Source organism: Aeromonas sp. PI_26 (genome assembly GCF_027854445.1).
GTDB classification, from domain to species: Bacteria; Pseudomonadota; Gammaproteobacteria; order Enterobacterales; family Aeromonadaceae; genus Aeromonas; species Aeromonas veronii.
This window is the reverse complement of record NZ_JAJNOE010000018.1, coordinates 46,148-62,582: the sequence shown is the minus strand read 5'-3', so window position 1 is coordinate 62,582 and position 16,435 is coordinate 46,148. Positions and strand designations below refer to the sequence as shown.

The window sequence follows — 16,435 nt, the reverse complement described above, 5'->3', positions numbered from 1 at the left end:
TAAATCTAAATAAATCATAAAGATATGGTTTGCCGACGGATCGGCAAGGTGTCACGACTGAACTTGGAAAAAGGAACGCATAACAATGTCTGACCTCTCCCTGATCATGACAGCCGCCGGCTCGATTGTGCTGCTGCTCTTCCTGGTGATGAAGGCCCGGCTCCACGCCGTGGTAGCCCTGATCCTGGTCTCCATGGTGGCGGGTCTCGCCGCTGGCATGAACCCGGCCGATATCGCCAACACCATCCAGAAAGGGATGGGTGGCACCCTCGGTTTCGTCGCGGTAGTGGTGGCGCTGGGCGCCATGTTCGGCAAGGTGATGGAAGTGACCGGTGCCCTCGACCGGGTGGCTCACACCCTGCTCGGCAAGTTCGGCGTCAAGCGCGCCAACTGGGCCATGGCCCTGACCGGCTTTGTCTGCGCCCTGCCGCTGTTCTTTGATGTGGCCGTGGTGCTGCTGATCGGCGTCGCCTTCGCCATCGTCCGTCGTGGTGGCGGCAGCGTGGTGAAGATTGGTATCGCTCTGCTGGCCGGTATCGCCACTTGCCAGGCCTTCCTTATCCCGGCGCCGGGCCCGATCCTGGTGGCATCCCAGCTGGGTGCCGACTTCGGCTACATGATCCTGTTCGGTCTGATCGCTGCCGTACCGGCGCTGATCCTTGCTGGCCCGCTGTTCGGCGACTTCATCAGCAAGATCGTCGATGTACCGCTGCCTGCCGATGCCCAGAACAGCGTCCACGATGACAGCAAATCCCTGCCCTCCTTCGGGCTGGCCATGGGTCTGATCGGCCTGCCGCTGCTGCTGATCGGCCTCAAGACCATCGTCGGTCGCTTCGTCGAGGCGGGCTCCACCCTGCACAACTGGCTGGAGTTCATCGGTCACCCCTTCACTGCCATCATGGTCGCCTGTCTGGCCGCCTTCTATCTGCTGGGTATTCGCCGCGGCATGTCCCGTGACGAGGTGATGAGCGTCTGCAACAGCGCCATCCAGCCCGCCGGTGTCATCATCCTGGTGACCGGTGCCGGTGGCGTGTTCAAACAGGTACTGGTTGATTCCGGTGTGGGTGCCGCTCTGGGCAACATGCTGGCCGACTCCGGTCTGCCCATCGTCGCGCTGGCCTTCATTCTGGCCGCTGCGGTACGGGTGATTCAGGGTTCCGCCACCGTCGCCATGCTGACCGCCTGCGGTCTGGTGCTGCCGATGCTGGAACCCCTCGGCCTGAACGGTGCCCAGCTGGCGGCCGTCACCATCGCCATCGGCGGCGGTGCCATCGTGCTCTCCCACGTCAACGACTCCGGTTTCTGGCTGGCGAACCGCTACCTCGGCCTGACCGAGAAGCAGACTCTGCAGACCTGGACCGTGATGGAGACCATCATCGGCACCACCGGCGGCGTGATGGCGATGATCATCTACAGCTTCCTCTGACAAGGGCGAAATGCTGACAAAAAGGCCTCACTCGTGAGGCCTTTTTCATCTTTCTGATGATTCTTGCTTTGGCCCAGAGGGCGAGATTGCTAGAATCGCCTATTCATCGCTCCGAGTGGAACGCTTAACCCCGTGATTTCAGGTTTATCTATGCATTCATCGGCCCATTATCGACAACTGCTGGCGCGCCTGCCCCAGATCGCCGTCGCAGCGGATCAGTTTGAAGTGCTCTACAGCGCCCAGGATTTCAAACGCCGCATTCTTGCGCTTATCGCCAGTGCCACCCGGCGCATCTATCTGGTCGCGCTCTATCTGCAGGATGACGAAGCAGGCCGGGAGATCCTCTCCGCCCTCTACGCCGCCAAGCAGCGCAATCCGGCCCTCGACATCAAGCTGTTCGTCGACTTCCACCGTGCCCAGCGCGGCCTGATCGGCAAGGGCAAGCAGGGCGGCAACCACCTGATGTATCAGGCCATGGCTGCCGAACACGAGCACCAGATCGAAATCTACGGCGTACCGGTCAAGGGGCGCGAGCTGCTCGGCGTGCTCCACCTCAAGGGCTTCATCTTTGATGATGTGGTGCTCTACTCCGGTGCCAGCCTCAACGACATCTACCTGCACCAGCAGGATCGCTACCGCTTCGATCGCTATCACCAGATCACCAGCCCGGAGCTGGCCCGCAGCATGGTCAACTATGTGGATGACCTGTTCGTGAAGAGCGACGCGGTGCAGCGACTGGATCACAGCGATATCCCCAGCGCCAAACAGCTGAAGGGGCCGATCCGCCGCTTCAAGCAGAGCCTGCGCCAGAGCCAGTACCGTTTCAGCACCATGCCGGTCAACACCCAGGAGGTGGCCGTCACCCCCATGGTGGGTCTGGGCAAACGCAACAATCAGCTCAACCTGATGATCCGCAATCTGGTGCGCGCCACCGAGCGGGAGATCTTCATCTGCACCCCTTACTTCAACCCGCCCAAGGAGTTGAGCAAGGATATCGAGGATCTGCTGCAGCGCGGTTGCAAAGTCACCATCGTAGTGGGCGACAAGACCGCCAACGACTTCTTCATTCCGCCGGAAGAGAAGTTCTCCACCATCGGTGGCCTGCCCTATCTCTACGAGACCAACCTGCGCAAGTTTGCCGAGCGCAACCAGCGTCACATCGACGACGGCCGCCTCAACCTGATGCTCTGGTGTTGCGAACGCAACTCCTACCATCTCAAGGGGATCTTCGTGGATGACGAGTGGGCCCTGCTCACCGGCAACAACCTCAACCCGCGCGCCTGGGCGCTGGATCTGGAGAATGGCCTGCTGGTACACGATCGTCGCCACCTGCTGCGTCCCCAGTTCAACGCGGAGCGGGAGAACATCCTGACCAACACCAAGCGGATCAGCCACTTTGATCAGGTTGAGCAGATTCAGGACTACCCGGAACAGGTGCGCAAGCTGCTGGGACGGATCCACAGGGTCAAAGCCCACCTGCTGCTCAAACGCATCATCTGACTCCGGGCGCCATGCGCCCGCACCTTGCCTGTTGGCAGCCGCACAAAGGCCTCCCGTTTTCGGCAGGCCTTTGTTATATCCGCCGTTTCCCCCGCCTTGACGGCCCTGCCAGCAGCAACTCGGCTTGCATCGGCCCCTCAACAACCCCTATCATCTGGACATATTTACAGTGTTTTCGGGCATCTAATTGATGAAATTGGATAAAATTCCTCTCGATAGCCTCAAGGGTGTCGGCAGCAAGATGCTGGAGAAGCTCGAGCGGCTGGGGCTGGCCACGGTACAGGATCTGCTGTTCCACCTTCCCCTGCGCTACGAGGACCGCACCCAGGTGTGGCCCATCGGCGATCTGCCGCCCGGCCTGCACGGCGCAGTCGAGGGCGAAATCCAGGACACTCAGCTGGTGATGGGGCGCCGCCGCATGATGGTCTGTCGCATCAGCGATGGCACCGGCACCCTCACCCTGCGCTTCTTCAACTTCACCGCCGCCCAGAAAAACAGTCTGGCGGCGGGCCGCCTGATCCGCTGTTTTGGCGAGGTGCGCCCCGGCAAATACGGGCTGGAGATGGCCCACCCCGAGTACAAGCTGCTCGGCGAGGAGCAGGCAGGTCAGACCGAAGAGGCGCTCACCCCCGTCTACCCGACGACCGAAGGGCTGCGCCAGCTCACCCTGCGCAGCCTCACCGATCAGGCGCTGGCTCAGCTCGACCTCTATGGCGTCGAGGAGCTGCTGCCCGCCGGCCTCTATCCCCACCAGATTGAGCTGGCCGCTGCTCTGAAGCTGCTGCACCGCCCACCCCCCTCGGTGGCGCTGCCGCTGCTGGAAAGCGGCCAGCATCCGGCCCAGCAGCGACTGGTACTGGAGGAGCTGCTGGCTCACAACCTCTCGGTACTCAAGGTGCGCGCTCAGGCGCAAACCCAGCTGGCTCGCGCCCTCAAACCGGCGCCCGCGCTGGTTGAACAGCTGCTCGGCGCCCTGCCGTTCAAGCCCACCGGCGCCCAGAGCCGGGTGGTGGCCGAGATAAGTAAGGATCTGCAACAGAGTCACCCCATGATGCGGCTGGTGCAGGGGGATGTGGGATCCGGCAAGACCCTGGTCGCAGCGCTGGCCGCCCTGCAGGCTATCGGCAATGGCTGTCAGGTGGGCTTGATGGCGCCGACCGAGCTGCTGGCGGAACAGCACGCCATCAACTTCGCCAAGTGGCTGGAGCCGCTCGGCATCGGGGTCGGCTGGCTGGCTGGCAAACAGAAAGGCAAGGCGCGGGAAGAGTCGCTGGCCGCCATCGCCGATGGCAGCGTCAAGATGGTGGTGGGCACCCACGCCATCTTTCAGGAGCAGGTGGTGTTCCAGCGCCTGGCGCTGGTCATCATCGATGAACAGCACAGATTCGGGGTGCATCAGCGCCTCGCCCTGCGCGAGAAAGGGGAGCGGGAAGGGGTACATCCCCATCAGCTCATCATGACCGCCACCCCCATCCCCCGCACCCTGGCGATGACCGCCTATGCCGACCTCGATACTTCGGTCATCGACGAACTGCCGCCGGGCCGCACCCCCATCACCACAGTCGCGCTGCCCGACAGTCGTCGTGGCGATGTGATCGAACGGGTCAAGCTCGCCTGCACCGAGGGCAAGCAGGCCTACTGGGTCTGCACCCTGATCGAGGAGTCGGAGGTGCTGGAGTGTCAGGCTGCCGAGGATACCGCCGCCGAGCTGCAAAACCTGCTGCCCGGCCTGCATATCGGGCTGGTACACGGCCGAATGCGGCCGGTCGAGAAACAGCGGGTGATGGAGGAGTTCAAGGCAGGCATACTGCAACTGCTGGTCGCCACCACCGTCATCGAGGTGGGGGTGGATGTGCCCAACGCCAGCCTGATGATCATCGAGAACCCGGAGCGGCTCGGGCTGGCGCAGCTGCACCAGCTGCGCGGTCGGGTTGGCCGGGGGGCGGTGGCCTCACACTGCGTGCTGCTCTATCATGCCCCCTTGTCCAAGACGGCCCAGAGCCGGCTCGGGGTGCTGCGGGAGACCAACGACGGCTTCCTCATCGCCCAGCGCGATCTGGAACTGCGCGGCCCGGGGGAACTGCTCGGCACTCGCCAGACCGGTCTGGCCGATCTCAAGATCGCTGATCTGGTGCGGGATCAGCCGCTTATTCCGCAGGTGCAAAAAATGGCGCGCTTCCTGATGGATAGGCACCCGAGTCATGTCGAACCCTTGATACGGCGCTGGCTCGGCTTACGGGATCACTATTCCAATGCCTGATCGAAATAGATGCAGAAGATGGGCACATCTCCTTATGGATAGGCATCCGAGTCATGTCGAACCCTTGATACGGCGTTGGCTCGGTCTGCGAGACCACTACTCAAACGCCTGACAACACACCCCAAAACAGGAGGAAAGCAACCATGAATTCCTGGCTACGCGGCCTGCTCTACACCTTCGCCTTCCTGCTGCTGTTTGTCTGGGTTGCCCTCGGCCTGTTCGACGCCGAGCGCGCCAAAGGCCCCATCGCCAGCTGGATCAGCCAGCAGACAGGTGTGCCGGTCACCATAGGGCGGCTGGTATTCAACCCGCTCCACCCCTACACCCTGCTGGCTGAGCAGGTGCGTTACGGCGATGCGGTCTCCCTCGACAAGATCTATCTGGAGATCGAGAGCATCGACTGGCTGAGCCGCGACGTGCGGATCGCCCATCTCGATCTGATCCGTCCCGCCATCAAGCTGCCGCTGCCCAACCAGCTACCGAGCCTGCCGGTGCACTCCCTCACCATCAGTGACAGCACCATAGACCGGCTCAGTCTGGAAAGCCCCGAGCTGACCCTGCGCGGCCTCAACGCCACCCTGAGCGACTGGGAGCTGATCGATCCGAAACGGCAACCACAGGCAAACCTGAGCCTCAATATCGGCCAGCTGGAGACTCCGCAGTTCACCTTCGCCCGTCTCAGCCTGCAAGGAAAGCTTGAAGGAGAAGTGCTGCGCACCGACAAGCTGGTGACCAACCTGTTCGACGGTCTGCTGGAGACCGGCATGGTACTGGACTGGCCCGCCCGCACCCTGCAACTGCATGACCTCAAGGCGCGCGGCATGCGGGTGGAGCTGGGCGATCTGACACAACAAGGCTTACCGCAGCGCTTCCCGTTGCAAAGGGTGTCGCTGGATCGCGGTCATCTGGACGGCGTCAGCCTCAACGACATCAATCAGGAGCTCTCCTTCAACAACTTCAGCGGCCAGCTCACCGCCTTCAACTGGCAGGCGGGCAACCAGCCCACCGGCTATCTGAGCGGCACCCTGGGCGACATGGGCCGCGGCCTGTTCCAGCTGGAGGAGATCAAAGGCAAGCTCGCCTTCTCGCCCCAGCAGATCGACGGTGAACTGCGGGGCAAGGCCTATGAAGGGGAGTTCAATGTCGAGCTCTCCCTCGATAGCCAGCAGCAGAAGCTGACCCTGAAAGACGTGGCGCTGAGCGGCATGGATATCAGCCTGCCGCAAGGGTGGTGGCAGGATTGGCAGAGCTGGCGCCCGCAGCAGGTCGATATCCGCAAGCTGGCGTTCGACAGGCTCAAGGTGCTCTCCTTCGACGATACCCTGCCCCTGTCGCTGACCGGCTGGCAGCTCTATCTGAGCGATCTCGCCCTGCGCGATAACCAACCCGGCCCGCTGCTCGGCCGTGCTCGTATCGAGAGCAAGTGGTTCGAGCTGGTGTGGGATGGCCTCAGCGCCCGTAACGGCGAGCTGGATGGGGAGCTGACCCCCAGCTCCTGGCAACTGGGCAAACTCACCAGCTCGCTGCCGGATGAGGGCACCCTCAGTCTGAGTGGCCAGTGGGGCCGCGAACCAGGCCAGAGCAGCCACCTCCAACTGCAGGCGACCAAGCTGGATCTGCAGCAATGGGGCAAGATATTCCACTCCCCTGTCTCCTTTGCCGGTAAGGCGGACGTGAGCGCCGACCTGCAAGCCGAACACGGCAAAACGGCGGGCGAGTGGCGCCAGACCCTGCAAGGCAGCTTTGCCCTCGATGCCGACGAGCCGTTCTGGGACAAGGTGAAGATAGATCCACTGCTGGATGAGTGGTTCAAGGGCGCGACCCCGCCCACCCTGACGCCGGATCAGCTGTGGCAGGCGATGCAGGAGGGTGACACCCCCTTCTACCGCATCAAGCTGCAGGGCAAGATCGACAAGGGGCAACTACAAGTCGAGCAGGCTGGCGCCTCCACCATCACTCATCTGCTGGCGCTGCAAGGGGGGATCGATCTGGTCAACGAACAGTGGCAGCTCGATCTGGGGATCCTCAATGGCAACCGCTGCGCCGAGCTGCTCGGCCAGTGGCGCGGGCCGCTAACTGCCCCCACGCTGGCATGGAGCTTCCCGCAGAAGCAGGACTCTTGCGGCTGGGAAGTGGGAGTACGCTATCCGCCGCAAGGCAACAGCGCACCGCTCTGGCGACCGGCTCCCGCGCCGAAAGCCCAAGCCCAAGCCCAAGTGCAGACCCAAGCCGGGCAGACAAGCGACAGCCAACAAGGGTAAAAACAGACAAGGCCTCATGATGAGGCCTTGTTGTTTGATGGGGAAATGGCGCGGTTACTGGCCCGGGCGGCGGGGCGGCTGCACCACGTAGTGACCGCAGAACTCCGCCGCCAGCTTGCTGCCGCTGAACAGCTGGATCTTGAGGCTGAAGGTGGCAGGCTCGCCCCGTTTGAGCGGCTGCAGCACGGCGGGCATCCCCTCGCGGGCCACTCGCGCCTCCGGCTCCTCATCGACCGGGCCATGATATTTGATGGTGCTCTCGGCCAGCACCGGCTCGCCCACCAGCCCCTCCTCTTTAAGCTGCAACCAGATCAGCCCCCAGCCCGCCAGCACGCACTGGCTGTAGACACTGCCGGCGAACATGCTGCCATGCACGTTGAAGTTGGCCGCCAGATTGGCCTTGAGGTGGAAAGTCTGGCCATCGTAGTGGCTGATGTGCATCCCCATCTTCTCGCTGATGGGTACCCCGCGTGACCAGCGGGTGGTGAGATCCTGACACCACTCCGGCCGGTACTGGATAGTCTGCAACGGGCTCAGGGATTTGATCATCTGGCGATGGGGAATGCGACCAAATGAGACAGGGCCGCCCCCCACTTCGAGAAAACCGCACTTGCGATAGAACTCCACCGCCTCCTGACGGGCGTTCATCACCAGCCGTTTCACCTTCTCGCTGCGGGCCAACTGCTCGAGATCTTCCACCATTTGGGCACCCAGCCCCTGGCCGCGATATTCGGGCCGCAGCGCCATAAAGCGGATCTGTGCCTCGTCGCCGCCGATAAAGAGGCGCCCTACCGCGATGGGAGTGCCATCGGGTGCCAGCATCAGCCGGTGAATGGCGACCGTATCGTATTCGTCCCGCTCGGAACCGACGGGCAGATTGAAGGGCTTACGCAGAAGTTCCCAGCGCAACTGGTAGTAGGCATCCAGCTCGGCGACTGTCTGAGGGGTGACTACCCGGTACATAGTTTCATCCTTGAGTTACACTGGTCGGAAACCATCTTGCCGTGCAAATTCATGGACTTCAATCTGCAAGCGTACCAAGCCGATCACTTGTTGCACCTCAGCGTCAAACCCCAGCGCCGCCTCACGGTACAGGAAAATGACCAGCACCGCTGGCTAGAGATAGACGGCGTGGTGCAATCCGCCATGTCGCTCGCCGACCCCGCAGCTCTCTGTCTACCCCATCAGCGAGTCATCGCCTGCCTGCTGCCGGAACAGGCCACACAGATACTCGAGCTGGGTCTGGGTGGCGGCGATCTCACCCGCCATCTGAGTCAGCGCTGGCCAGATGCCCGCCACGAGTGCGTTGACCTCGACGAAGAGGTGCTGACCGTTTATCAGCAGTTTTTCCAGCATCAGGAGAGCGATGAACACGCCGCTCCGGCACTCCATCAGGCCGATGCCCTCGCCTTTCTGGAGCAGAGCGAGCAGCAGTACGACCTCATCCTGCTCGATCTCTTCAGTCAGGATGGCAACCCGCTGCTGCTGTTTCAGGAGCGGCTCTACCGGACGCTGGCCCCCCGGCTGAACGGCACTTTGGTCATCAACCTGTTGCCACGCACCGAACTGGAGCTAACCCACGCCCTGACGCTGATCGAACAGTGGATTGGCCCGGCAACCCCCTATCCGGTAGCGGGGCTCATCAACGTGATCGTCCACGTCACACCGCGGGACGAAACATCCTCAGACCTGTAGCCAGAAGGTCGTCGGTCCCTCGTTGACCAGCGCCACCTTCATGTCGGCGGCAAAACGGCCGGTTTCGGTCGGGATTCCGCTGGCGGCGGCCTTGGCCACGAAGTAGTCATAGAGCCGCTCGGCCTCGCTCGGGTGAGCACCGCAGGAGAAGCTGGGACGCATCCCTCGCTTGGTATCCGCCGCCAGCGTGAATTGGGAGACAACCAGCAGACTGCCGCCGATCTGGCTGACATTGAGGTTCATCTTGCCCTCCTGATCCGGAAAGATGCGATAACCACTGACCCGATGCAGCAACTTGTCGGCCTTGGCCTCGTCATCCCCCTGCTCTACCCCGAGCAGTACCAGCAATCCCTGACCGATGGCGCCGGTCACCTCCCCCTCGACAGTCACGCTGGCCTCGCTGACCCGCTGAATCAATGCAATCACATCCCTCTCCTTTGAAAACAGAACGACCGCCCCCTCACAGGGGCGGTCGTCGATGCTACCAATAAACCGGTGGCCAAGGCGATGGCTTAGCCAAGCTCCTCACTCGCCGGTTTCTCGTACTCGCCGAGGCAGGCGGTAGTCTCCGCACCAAGCAGCACCACCAGCCAACTCAAATAGACCCAGACAAACAGGATCGGGATAGTGGCCAGCGCGCCGTAGATGGCCTGATAGGAGGGGAAGCTGGTGATGTAGATGGCAAAGCCGCGCTTGGCCAGCTCGAACAGGGTCGCCGCCACCAGCGCGCCGATAAAGGCGTGGGCCAGCCGTACCTTGCAGTTCGGTACCACGGTATAGACCAGCAGGAAGGTGAGCACCGAGAAGAGGAATGGCAAGCCGCGCAGCAGCAGATAGCCGATGCCGAACAGGCTCTCGGCGCCAAACAGCCGCAGCGAGAAGATGTAGGAGGAGATGGCTATGCTGGCACCGATAAGCACGGGCCCCAGGGTGAGGATCATCCAGTACATGGCAAACGCCTGCGCCAGCGGGCGGCCCTGGGTCGAACGCCAGATGTAGTTGAGGTTCTTGTCGATGGCGGAGATCAGCATCAGCGCCACCACCACCAGCGCCCCGATCCCCACCGCCGTGGTGTTGGTGGCATTGGCGACGAAGCCGTCGATGTACTCCTTGAGCACCTCTCCCGCCGTCGGCACGAAGTTGTGGTAGACGAACTGCTCCATCGCCTGTTTGAGGCTCTGGAACACCGGGAAGGCGGACATCATGCCAAAGACCACGGCGATCATCGGCACCAGTGAAAGCAGGGTGACATAGGCCAGATAACCGGCGGTGACCGTCAATCTGTCCTGCTGGAAACGGCCCCAGACAAACTGGGCAAAGTGGCGACCATCATGGCGCAAGAAGGAGAGGGCGTGGGCCAAACGGCCGCTGACAGGCTGCTGCATCTTGATTCTCGTTAGCGTCATAGTGGCAATATTGTGTCAGAGGAGAGCGCTGTTTGACCACCTTTGAACCCGATTTGCCCCCATCTCCCCCAACCTGTCACCCAGCTGGCGTCTCTGGCTGTCGCAAGAAGCAGAGATAAAAACGGCCCCGCTATGGGGCCGTTTGCAACGCCGGATTACAACATGTAGTCCGCAGGCAGCTCGATGCGGGCGACGCCAGAGGCCACCGCCGCCAGCGCCACGGCGCGGGCAACCCGCGGCAGCAGACGGGCATCCATCGGCTTGGGAATGACGTAATCCTTGCCGAAGGCGAGCTCGCTGACCCCGGCGGCGGTCAGCACCTCGGCCGGCACCGGCTCCTTGGCCAGCGCGCGGATCGCCTCGACCGCAGCAATCTTCATGGCATCGTTGATGCGGCTGGCACGGGCATCGAGGGCACCGCGGAAGATGAAGGGGAAGCAGAGCACGTTGTTGATCTGGTTCGGGTAATCGGAGCGACCGGTGCCCATGATGAGGTCGCTGCGCACCCCGTGGGCCAGCGCCGGCTTGATCTCCGGGTCCGGGTTGGAGCAGGCGAAGATCACCGGATTGGGCGCCATCAGGGCGACCGCTTCAACGGGCAGCACATCGGGGCCGGAAACGCCAACAAACACATCCGCCCCTTCGATAACATCCATCAGGGTGCGCAGCGGGGTCTCGTTGGCGAAGCGCTGCTTGTACTTGTTGAGATCGCTGCGGCCGGTGTGGATAACACCCTGACGATCCAGCATGAAGATGTTGTGCGCCCTGGCACCACACTTGATCAGCAGGTCCATGCAGGCGGTGGCGGCAGCCCCCGCCCCCATGCAGACGATGCGGCTGTCGCTGATGAGCTTGCCCTGGATCTCCAGCGCGTTGAGCAGACCGGCAGCGGTGACGATGGCGGTACCGTGCTGGTCATCATGGAACACCGGAATATCGCAGCGCTCGATCAGCGCCTGCTCGATCTCGAAACACTCCGGCGCCTTGATATCTTCCAGATTGATGCCGCCGAAGGTATCGGCGATAGCCGCCACCGTGTCGATGAACTGCTGGCTGGTCTCGTGCTTCACCTCGATGTCGATGGCGTCGATGCCGGCGAAGCGCTTGAACAGCAGGGCCTTGCCCTCCATCACCGGCTTGGAGGCCAGCGGCCCCAGATTGCCCAGACCCAGAATGGCGGTGCCGTTGGAGATGACGGCCACCAGATTGCCCTTGCCGGTATAACGGTAGGCATCGGCCGGGTTGGCGGCGATCTCGCGCACCGGCTCGGCGACACCCGGGCTGTAGGCCAGCGCCAGATCGCGGGCGGTTTCGGCAGGCTTGGTCAGGGCGATGGCAATTTTGCCCGGTACGGGCTGGGCGTGGTAATCGAGTGCTTCTTGACGCAGATCGGACATGGGGGACCCCGATGTGGTTGGTGCAAATGAGGTGCCGGCAGGGGGCACGCAGAAGGGCGGGGATCATAAAAGAAAGCGGTGGGCATGCCCAGCAGATCATGCTGCCACTAGCCAGATCAGACCAGTTTGTTTAGCACCATCCCCCAGCCACAGATACCACTTTAGTTATAGATCCTGCACTACAGGTGCAAAAAATGGCGGCAAGTTGCCCTGCCGCCATCATGTGCCCCTGCGTGCCGATTACTGACCCGAGTAGACCGGCAGCAGGTTCGCCATCGCGAGGAAGTGGAACAGTGCGGTCGCCAATCCGAACAGGATCAGCAGCCAGGCCACCAGCTTGCCACCCGGGGTGACGAAATGGGGGGTTGCGCTGCCACTGGCAGCCCGGGCGCGGAACTTCAGCACCAGCAGCGCCGGAATAAGACAGGTCCACACTGTGGCCACTGCGCCGGCATAACCGATGGCCAGCAGGAAGCCGAACGGGAAAAGCAGCGAGAGCAGCAGCGGTGGCAGGAAGGTAACAGCCCAGCTCTTGCAGCGACCGGCACGACTGTTGTCGAACTTGAACAGATCCGCCAGATAGTCGAACACCCCGAGTCCCACCCCGATAAAGGAGGAAAGAATGGCCGCCATGGAGAAGCCGTTGATAGCGCTGGCCACCTGCTCCGACTCGATGACACCGGAGAGCGCCTTCAGCAGCACGTTCACATCGCCGCCTTGGGCAATCACGGGGGCGAACTCCTGACGGGGCAGGTTGCCGAAGATCCCCAGCAGCCAGAGCACATAGAGCGCCAGCGCGATCAGGGTTCCCCCCAGAATCGCCCACTTTGCCTGCCGTTCGTTCTGGTAGTAGGCGCGCAGGGAGGCGACCGAGTGGTGATAGCCAAATGAGGTGAGCGCCACCGGCAGCATCGCCATGGCATAGGGGGCGTAGTGACTCTCGCCACCAGCCAGATCGAGCAGGGTCGGCAGCTTGATATGGCCGAGCAGACCGGTCACGCCGAGGGCGAAGCTGATGATCATGAAGGCGATCAGCACCACCGAAATACGGTCAACGGCGCGAGTCGAGTGCCACACCACCGCAGAGAAGAGCGCCACGAACAGCACGGACGCGAGCTTGCTGTCGATCCCCAGTATCCCCTGCAGGATGGCACCGGAGGAGGTGATATAGGCGTAGAGCAGAATGCCGCCAACAAAGTAGACCGAGAGGTTGTTGAGGAGATTGAGCTTCTCCCCCAGCAACTCGCGAGTCACGGTATTGAAGGAGACCCGCATATCGTGGTGCTGGAAGGATTCCAGCAACATCCAGCCGGAGAGGGTCATCATCACCATGGTGACGGTCAGCGCCAGCACCGACCAGAGGGTCCAGGCCCCCGCCCCCGAACTTGGCAGACCGAGCATGCCGGCCCCCACGCAGACGCTGGCAATGATGCAGGCGCCCCCCAAAATTGACGGTTTTTTCTTCATAATCCCTTCTTTTTCTGACTGATTATCTATCCGCGGTAAACAAGACCGCGGCATGATGCCAGCCTTTGCCATGAGACGCCTACCACTATCTGCCATAACCGGGCATGGCCGCCGCATAAAAAATGCCCCGAACGGGGCACTCTATAAGCGGAAATGGTGTGAAGAGGGTTAATCCATCACCGGAATACCCGCTCTCGCTTCGGCCTGACGGGCAATGGCCTCGGTCATCCCCTGAAAGATAAAGAGGTGGAACGGCAGCATGGCTAGCCAGTAGGCCAGCCCCCAGGCGCCCTGCGGATGCCAGTGAGCGGTGACCCGGATGCGGGTCAGACCCGACTCCTCCGGCAGGATGTTGAACTCCAGCCGCCCGACGCCCGGGGCCTTCATGTTGAACAACAGATCGAGCCTGCGCCCCTCATCCACCCCGAGGATCTGCCAGGAGTCGAGCATATCCCCCTTCACGAAACGATCCGGATTGGTGCGGCCACGGGTGCGGGCCGGGCCGCCGATCAGATGATCCATCCATTCGCGCACCACCCACAGCTGGTTCATGTAGAAGTAGCGCTGCTCACCCCCCAACTGCTGCAACACCTGCCACACCACCTCGGGGGAGGCGAGGCAGATGGCCTCGCCGCTGGCGGTACGGTCATAGAAACCATATTCGGGATGGCGCCAGCGCAGGCCGAGCGGCGTCTCCTGCCCCTGCTGTTCGGCACCCAGCTTCTGCTCCAGCGCCAGACTCTCCGCCAGCGCCTCGTCGAAGCTGAGCAGGGTCTGGGGCAGCAAGGCGCGCAGCGGGCCGTCATCGGCTGGAATATCGTGCTTGAGACCCCCCACCAGCGCCTTGGCCACCGGCTGCGGCACAGAGGTGACAAACTGCAGCCACCAGGCGGAGAGGCGCGGACTCAGAAACGGAATGGGAATGATGGGACAGCGCTTGCCGATATGGGCGGCGAACTTCTGCAACTGCTGTTGATAGCTGAGCAGCTCGGGGCCGACCGCATTGAAGATGCGGCCATCCACCTCGTCGGCTTCCACCAGCCCGCCCAGATAGTGAAGCAGGTTGGACAGCGCAATCGGCGGCGTGCGCGAGCGCACCCATTTGGGCGTCACCATCATCGGCAGGTTAAACACCAGATCCCGCATCACCTCGAACGCCGCCGAACCGGGCCCGATGATGATGCCGGCGCGCAGTTCCACCGTCGGCACGCCGGAGTCACGAAACAACTCGCCACAATGGCGGCGGGAGTTGAGATGGCGACTGTTGCACTGCTCCGGCTGGATTGCCCCGAGATAGATGATGCGGCGCACCCCGGCGGCGCGGGCCGCCGCCGCAAAGTTCTTCACCCCCTGCTGCTCCAGCCGGTGAAAATCGGCCCCCGCCCCCATGGCATGCACCAGATAGAAGACGGTATCGATGCCCGCCAGCGCAGGCAGCAAGGTGGTGGGCTTGAGGCTATCGGCGAGGCGAAACTCCACCCCCTCAGGCAAGCGGCAGGGACGGCGCGCCCCGGCAATCACCTTGTAGCCGAGGGTTTGCAGGTGAGGCACCAGATAGGAACCGATATAGCCTGCCGCTCCCATCACCAGACAATTACGCATGAGTGCAGCCCTCAACATCATTGATGCAAGGGGCGCCAGACAGGAATCCACCATAGCCCGCCACGTCCATCACCAGACAATTTCCCATGTAATTCTCCCTATCCTCACCGATGCCGCTTGTCAGCCAGCGTGCGCAGCGCTACCTGAAAATGTTCAACCACTGCGCCACCATCCAGTCTCTTGCCATCCTGCCACGCCACCACCTTGCAACCTAGTACTAACCACCTCCCTGATTAGTCCGATTTGGTGTTAAGCCCTGCTCACTAACCGGTCGATAACTGACCAGATGTATAGCGCCGAGGGCGAATGTATGCGCATCGATCACTACGACCTCCAGGGGGAGGTGCAATACCGGCAACAACAGGCCCAGAGCCGCAAGGTGCGCAACCTCGGGCCAGTGCCACCCGTAGTCAATCCACCGGATGGCAACAACACGGCAGTGGCCGGCGAACGCAGCAGCACCCTGACCCTCACCAGCGCCCTGACGCTGCAAACCGCGAGGCAATCCGCCGCCAACCAGCAAGCGGCAACACCTCCCGTCCCGCCCGCAGCGGACGTCGGCAAAGAGCAGGATGGTATTCCCGACGATGGACTGGATAACCGCCAGCGGCTGATCAAGCTGATGATTGAGGCGATGCTGGGCCACGAAATCGAGCTGCCCAAGCCGATCAAGCCCATCGAAGAGGGAAGTGAAGGGGTGACCCAAGGAGAAGCCGCTGCTCAGGCCGCCGAGCCGGATCAACTGGTGGAGGTGACGGACACCCTGCTGCAACAGGAGCAGCTCAACGTGGTGGCATCGGCCAGCGTAGCGACTCGGGATGGTCAGACTATTCAGCTCGATCTCGGCTTTGTGCTCGACTGGCGCCAGCTGGAGGTGAGCCAGCGGCGCACCACCCTCAATGCCCTGAAAGACCCGCTGGTGCTCAGTCTGGATGGCAAGATCGCCGATCTGACCGAGGCTCGGGTCAATTTCGACATCGATCAGGATGGCAAGGAGGACCGCCTGCCGGGCTTGAGTGAAGGCAGCGGCTTTGTGGCGCTGGATCGCAATGGCAACGGCACCATAGACGATGGTGGCGAGTTGTTTGGCGCCCGCTCCGGCAATGGCTTCGGCGAGTTGGCAACCCTGGATGAGGATGGCAACGGGGTGCTGGACGAGCGGGATAGCCAGTTCTCGGCGCTGCAGTTCTGGCAGCCGGAACACTCCCCCATCGCTCTGGTGGAGCTGGGGATTGGCGCCATCCTGCTCCATCCCCTCGACACCCCCTTCAACCATCTGGGGGAAAGCGGCAATCAGGGGGTGCTGCGCCAGTCCGGCCTCTATGTGACCGAACAGGGCAAGGGCGGCTGGGTGCAGCAGATCGATCTGCGGGTCTGAGCCTTTAAAGGGAATCAGCAGCCCGGTCGCTGACGAGATCTGC

12 protein-coding genes are annotated in these 16,435 nt (G+C 62.4%); 6 read left to right on the top strand and 6 right to left on the bottom strand.

Translation table 11 applies throughout. The annotated features are described in order from the left end of the window. The first annotated feature begins 85 nt into the window (after nucleotides 1-85). From gntU to LRL22_RS17205, 4 genes are all read left to right on the top strand, one after another. Complete coding sequence (gntU, locus tag LRL22_RS17220) at nucleotides 86-1,426, top strand: gluconate transporter (protein ID WP_005355418.1); 1,341 nt, start codon at nucleotides 86-88, stop codon at nucleotides 1,424-1,426. A 150-nt stretch (nucleotides 1,427-1,576) separates the two neighbouring features. Beyond that, nucleotides 1,577-2,926: a CDP-diacylglycerol--serine O-phosphatidyltransferase gene (pssA, locus tag LRL22_RS17215; RefSeq protein ID WP_021230775.1), complete on the top strand. Its 1,350-nt coding sequence runs from the start codon at nucleotides 1,577-1,579 to the stop codon at nucleotides 2,924-2,926. A gap of 190 nt (nucleotides 2,927-3,116) precedes the next feature. Then, nucleotides 3,117-5,186: an ATP-dependent DNA helicase RecG gene (gene recG, locus LRL22_RS17210; RefSeq protein WP_270905947.1), complete on the top strand. Its 2,070-nt coding sequence runs from the start codon at nucleotides 3,117-3,119 to the stop codon at nucleotides 5,184-5,186. 143 nt (nucleotides 5,187-5,329) lie between these two features. Next, a complete protein-coding gene (locus LRL22_RS17205; protein ID WP_270905946.1) occupies nucleotides 5,330-7,447 on the top strand; it encodes an AsmA-like C-terminal region-containing protein in 2,118 nt (705 codons plus the stop codon). 54 nt (nucleotides 7,448-7,501) lie between these two features. On the opposite strand, the gene LRL22_RS17200 is transcribed toward LRL22_RS17205, so the two are convergent. Then, on the bottom strand, nucleotides 7,502-8,410 hold the full coding sequence (locus LRL22_RS17200; RefSeq protein WP_115544223.1) for a bifunctional GNAT family N-acetyltransferase/hotdog fold thioesterase: 909 nt from the start codon (nucleotides 8,408-8,410) through the stop codon (nucleotides 7,502-7,504). Between the two features lie 51 nt (nucleotides 8,411-8,461). Between LRL22_RS17200 and LRL22_RS17195 the strand changes: the two genes are divergently transcribed. Next, on the top strand, nucleotides 8,462-9,142 hold the full coding sequence (locus LRL22_RS17195) for a spermidine synthase (protein WP_270905958.1): 681 nt from the start codon (nucleotides 8,462-8,464) through the stop codon (nucleotides 9,140-9,142). Here the strand turns inward: LRL22_RS17195 and dtd are convergent. The 5 genes from dtd to LRL22_RS17170 form a co-directional block, all read right to left on the bottom strand. Continuing rightward, the gene (dtd, locus tag LRL22_RS17190; RefSeq protein ID WP_005356887.1) at nucleotides 9,131-9,568 is read right to left on the bottom strand and encodes a D-aminoacyl-tRNA deacylase; all 438 of its coding nucleotides are present in this window, start codon (nucleotides 9,566-9,568) and stop codon (nucleotides 9,131-9,133) included. The genes LRL22_RS17195 and dtd overlap by 12 nt on opposite strands. A gap of 86 nt (nucleotides 9,569-9,654) precedes the next feature. Next, on the bottom strand, nucleotides 9,655-10,527 hold the full coding sequence (locus LRL22_RS17185; RefSeq protein WP_041209731.1) for a virulence factor BrkB family protein: 873 nt from the start codon (nucleotides 10,525-10,527) through the stop codon (nucleotides 9,655-9,657). Between the two features lie 176 nt (nucleotides 10,528-10,703). After that, nucleotides 10,704-11,945: a malic enzyme-like NAD(P)-binding protein gene (locus LRL22_RS17180; RefSeq protein ID WP_041209732.1), complete on the bottom strand. Its 1,242-nt coding sequence runs from the start codon at nucleotides 11,943-11,945 to the stop codon at nucleotides 10,704-10,706. A 240-nt stretch (nucleotides 11,946-12,185) separates the two neighbouring features. Further along, nucleotides 12,186-13,412: an aromatic amino acid transporter gene (locus LRL22_RS17175; protein WP_270905945.1), complete on the bottom strand. Its 1,227-nt coding sequence runs from the start codon at nucleotides 13,410-13,412 to the stop codon at nucleotides 12,186-12,188. A gap of 168 nt (nucleotides 13,413-13,580) precedes the next feature. After that, nucleotides 13,581-15,014 carry a DUF2867 domain-containing protein gene (locus LRL22_RS17170; protein ID WP_216979711.1) on the bottom strand — a complete coding sequence of 478 codons (1,434 nt, stop codon included), beginning with the start codon at nucleotides 15,012-15,014 and terminating at the stop codon, nucleotides 13,581-13,583. Between the two features lie 286 nt (nucleotides 15,015-15,300). On the opposite strand from LRL22_RS17170, the gene LRL22_RS17165 reads away from it, so the two are divergent. After that, on the top strand, nucleotides 15,301-16,392 hold the full coding sequence (locus LRL22_RS17165) for a hypothetical protein (RefSeq protein ID WP_270905944.1): 1,092 nt from the start codon (nucleotides 15,301-15,303) through the stop codon (nucleotides 16,390-16,392). The last annotated feature ends 43 nt before the right edge of the window (nucleotides 16,393-16,435 follow it).

Excerpts from the sequence above, each read along its gene's own strand:
- pssA (WP_021230775.1), top strand. The coding sequence starts at position 1,577 with ATGCATTCATCGGCCCATTATCGACAACTGCTGGCGCGCCTGCCCCAG.
- LRL22_RS17180 (WP_041209732.1), bottom strand. The coding sequence starts at position 11,945 with ATGTCCGATCTGCGTCAAGAAGCACTCGATTACCACGCCCAGCCCGTA.
- LRL22_RS17185 (WP_041209731.1), bottom strand. The coding sequence starts at position 10,527 with ATGCAGCAGCCTGTCAGCGGCCGTTTGGCCCACGCCCTCTCCTTCTTG.
- LRL22_RS17170 (WP_216979711.1), bottom strand. The coding sequence starts at position 15,014 with ATGCGTAATTGTCTGGTGATGGGAGCGGCAGGCTATATCGGTTCCTAT.
- gntU (WP_005355418.1), top strand. The coding sequence starts at position 86 with ATGTCTGACCTCTCCCTGATCATGACAGCCGCCGGCTCGATTGTGCTG.
- recG (WP_270905947.1), top strand. The coding sequence starts at position 3,117 with ATGAAATTGGATAAAATTCCTCTCGATAGCCTCAAGGGTGTCGGCAGC.
- LRL22_RS17165 (WP_270905944.1), top strand. The coding sequence starts at position 15,301 with ATGTATAGCGCCGAGGGCGAATGTATGCGCATCGATCACTACGACCTC.
- LRL22_RS17205 (WP_270905946.1), top strand. The coding sequence starts at position 5,330 with ATGAATTCCTGGCTACGCGGCCTGCTCTACACCTTCGCCTTCCTGCTG.
- LRL22_RS17200 (WP_115544223.1), bottom strand. The coding sequence starts at position 8,410 with ATGTACCGGGTAGTCACCCCTCAGACAGTCGCCGAGCTGGATGCCTAC.
- LRL22_RS17175 (WP_270905945.1), bottom strand. The coding sequence starts at position 13,412 with ATGAAGAAAAAACCGTCAATTTTGGGGGGCGCCTGCATCATTGCCAGC.
- LRL22_RS17195 (WP_270905958.1), top strand. The coding sequence starts at position 8,462 with ATGGACTTCAATCTGCAAGCGTACCAAGCCGATCACTTGTTGCACCTC.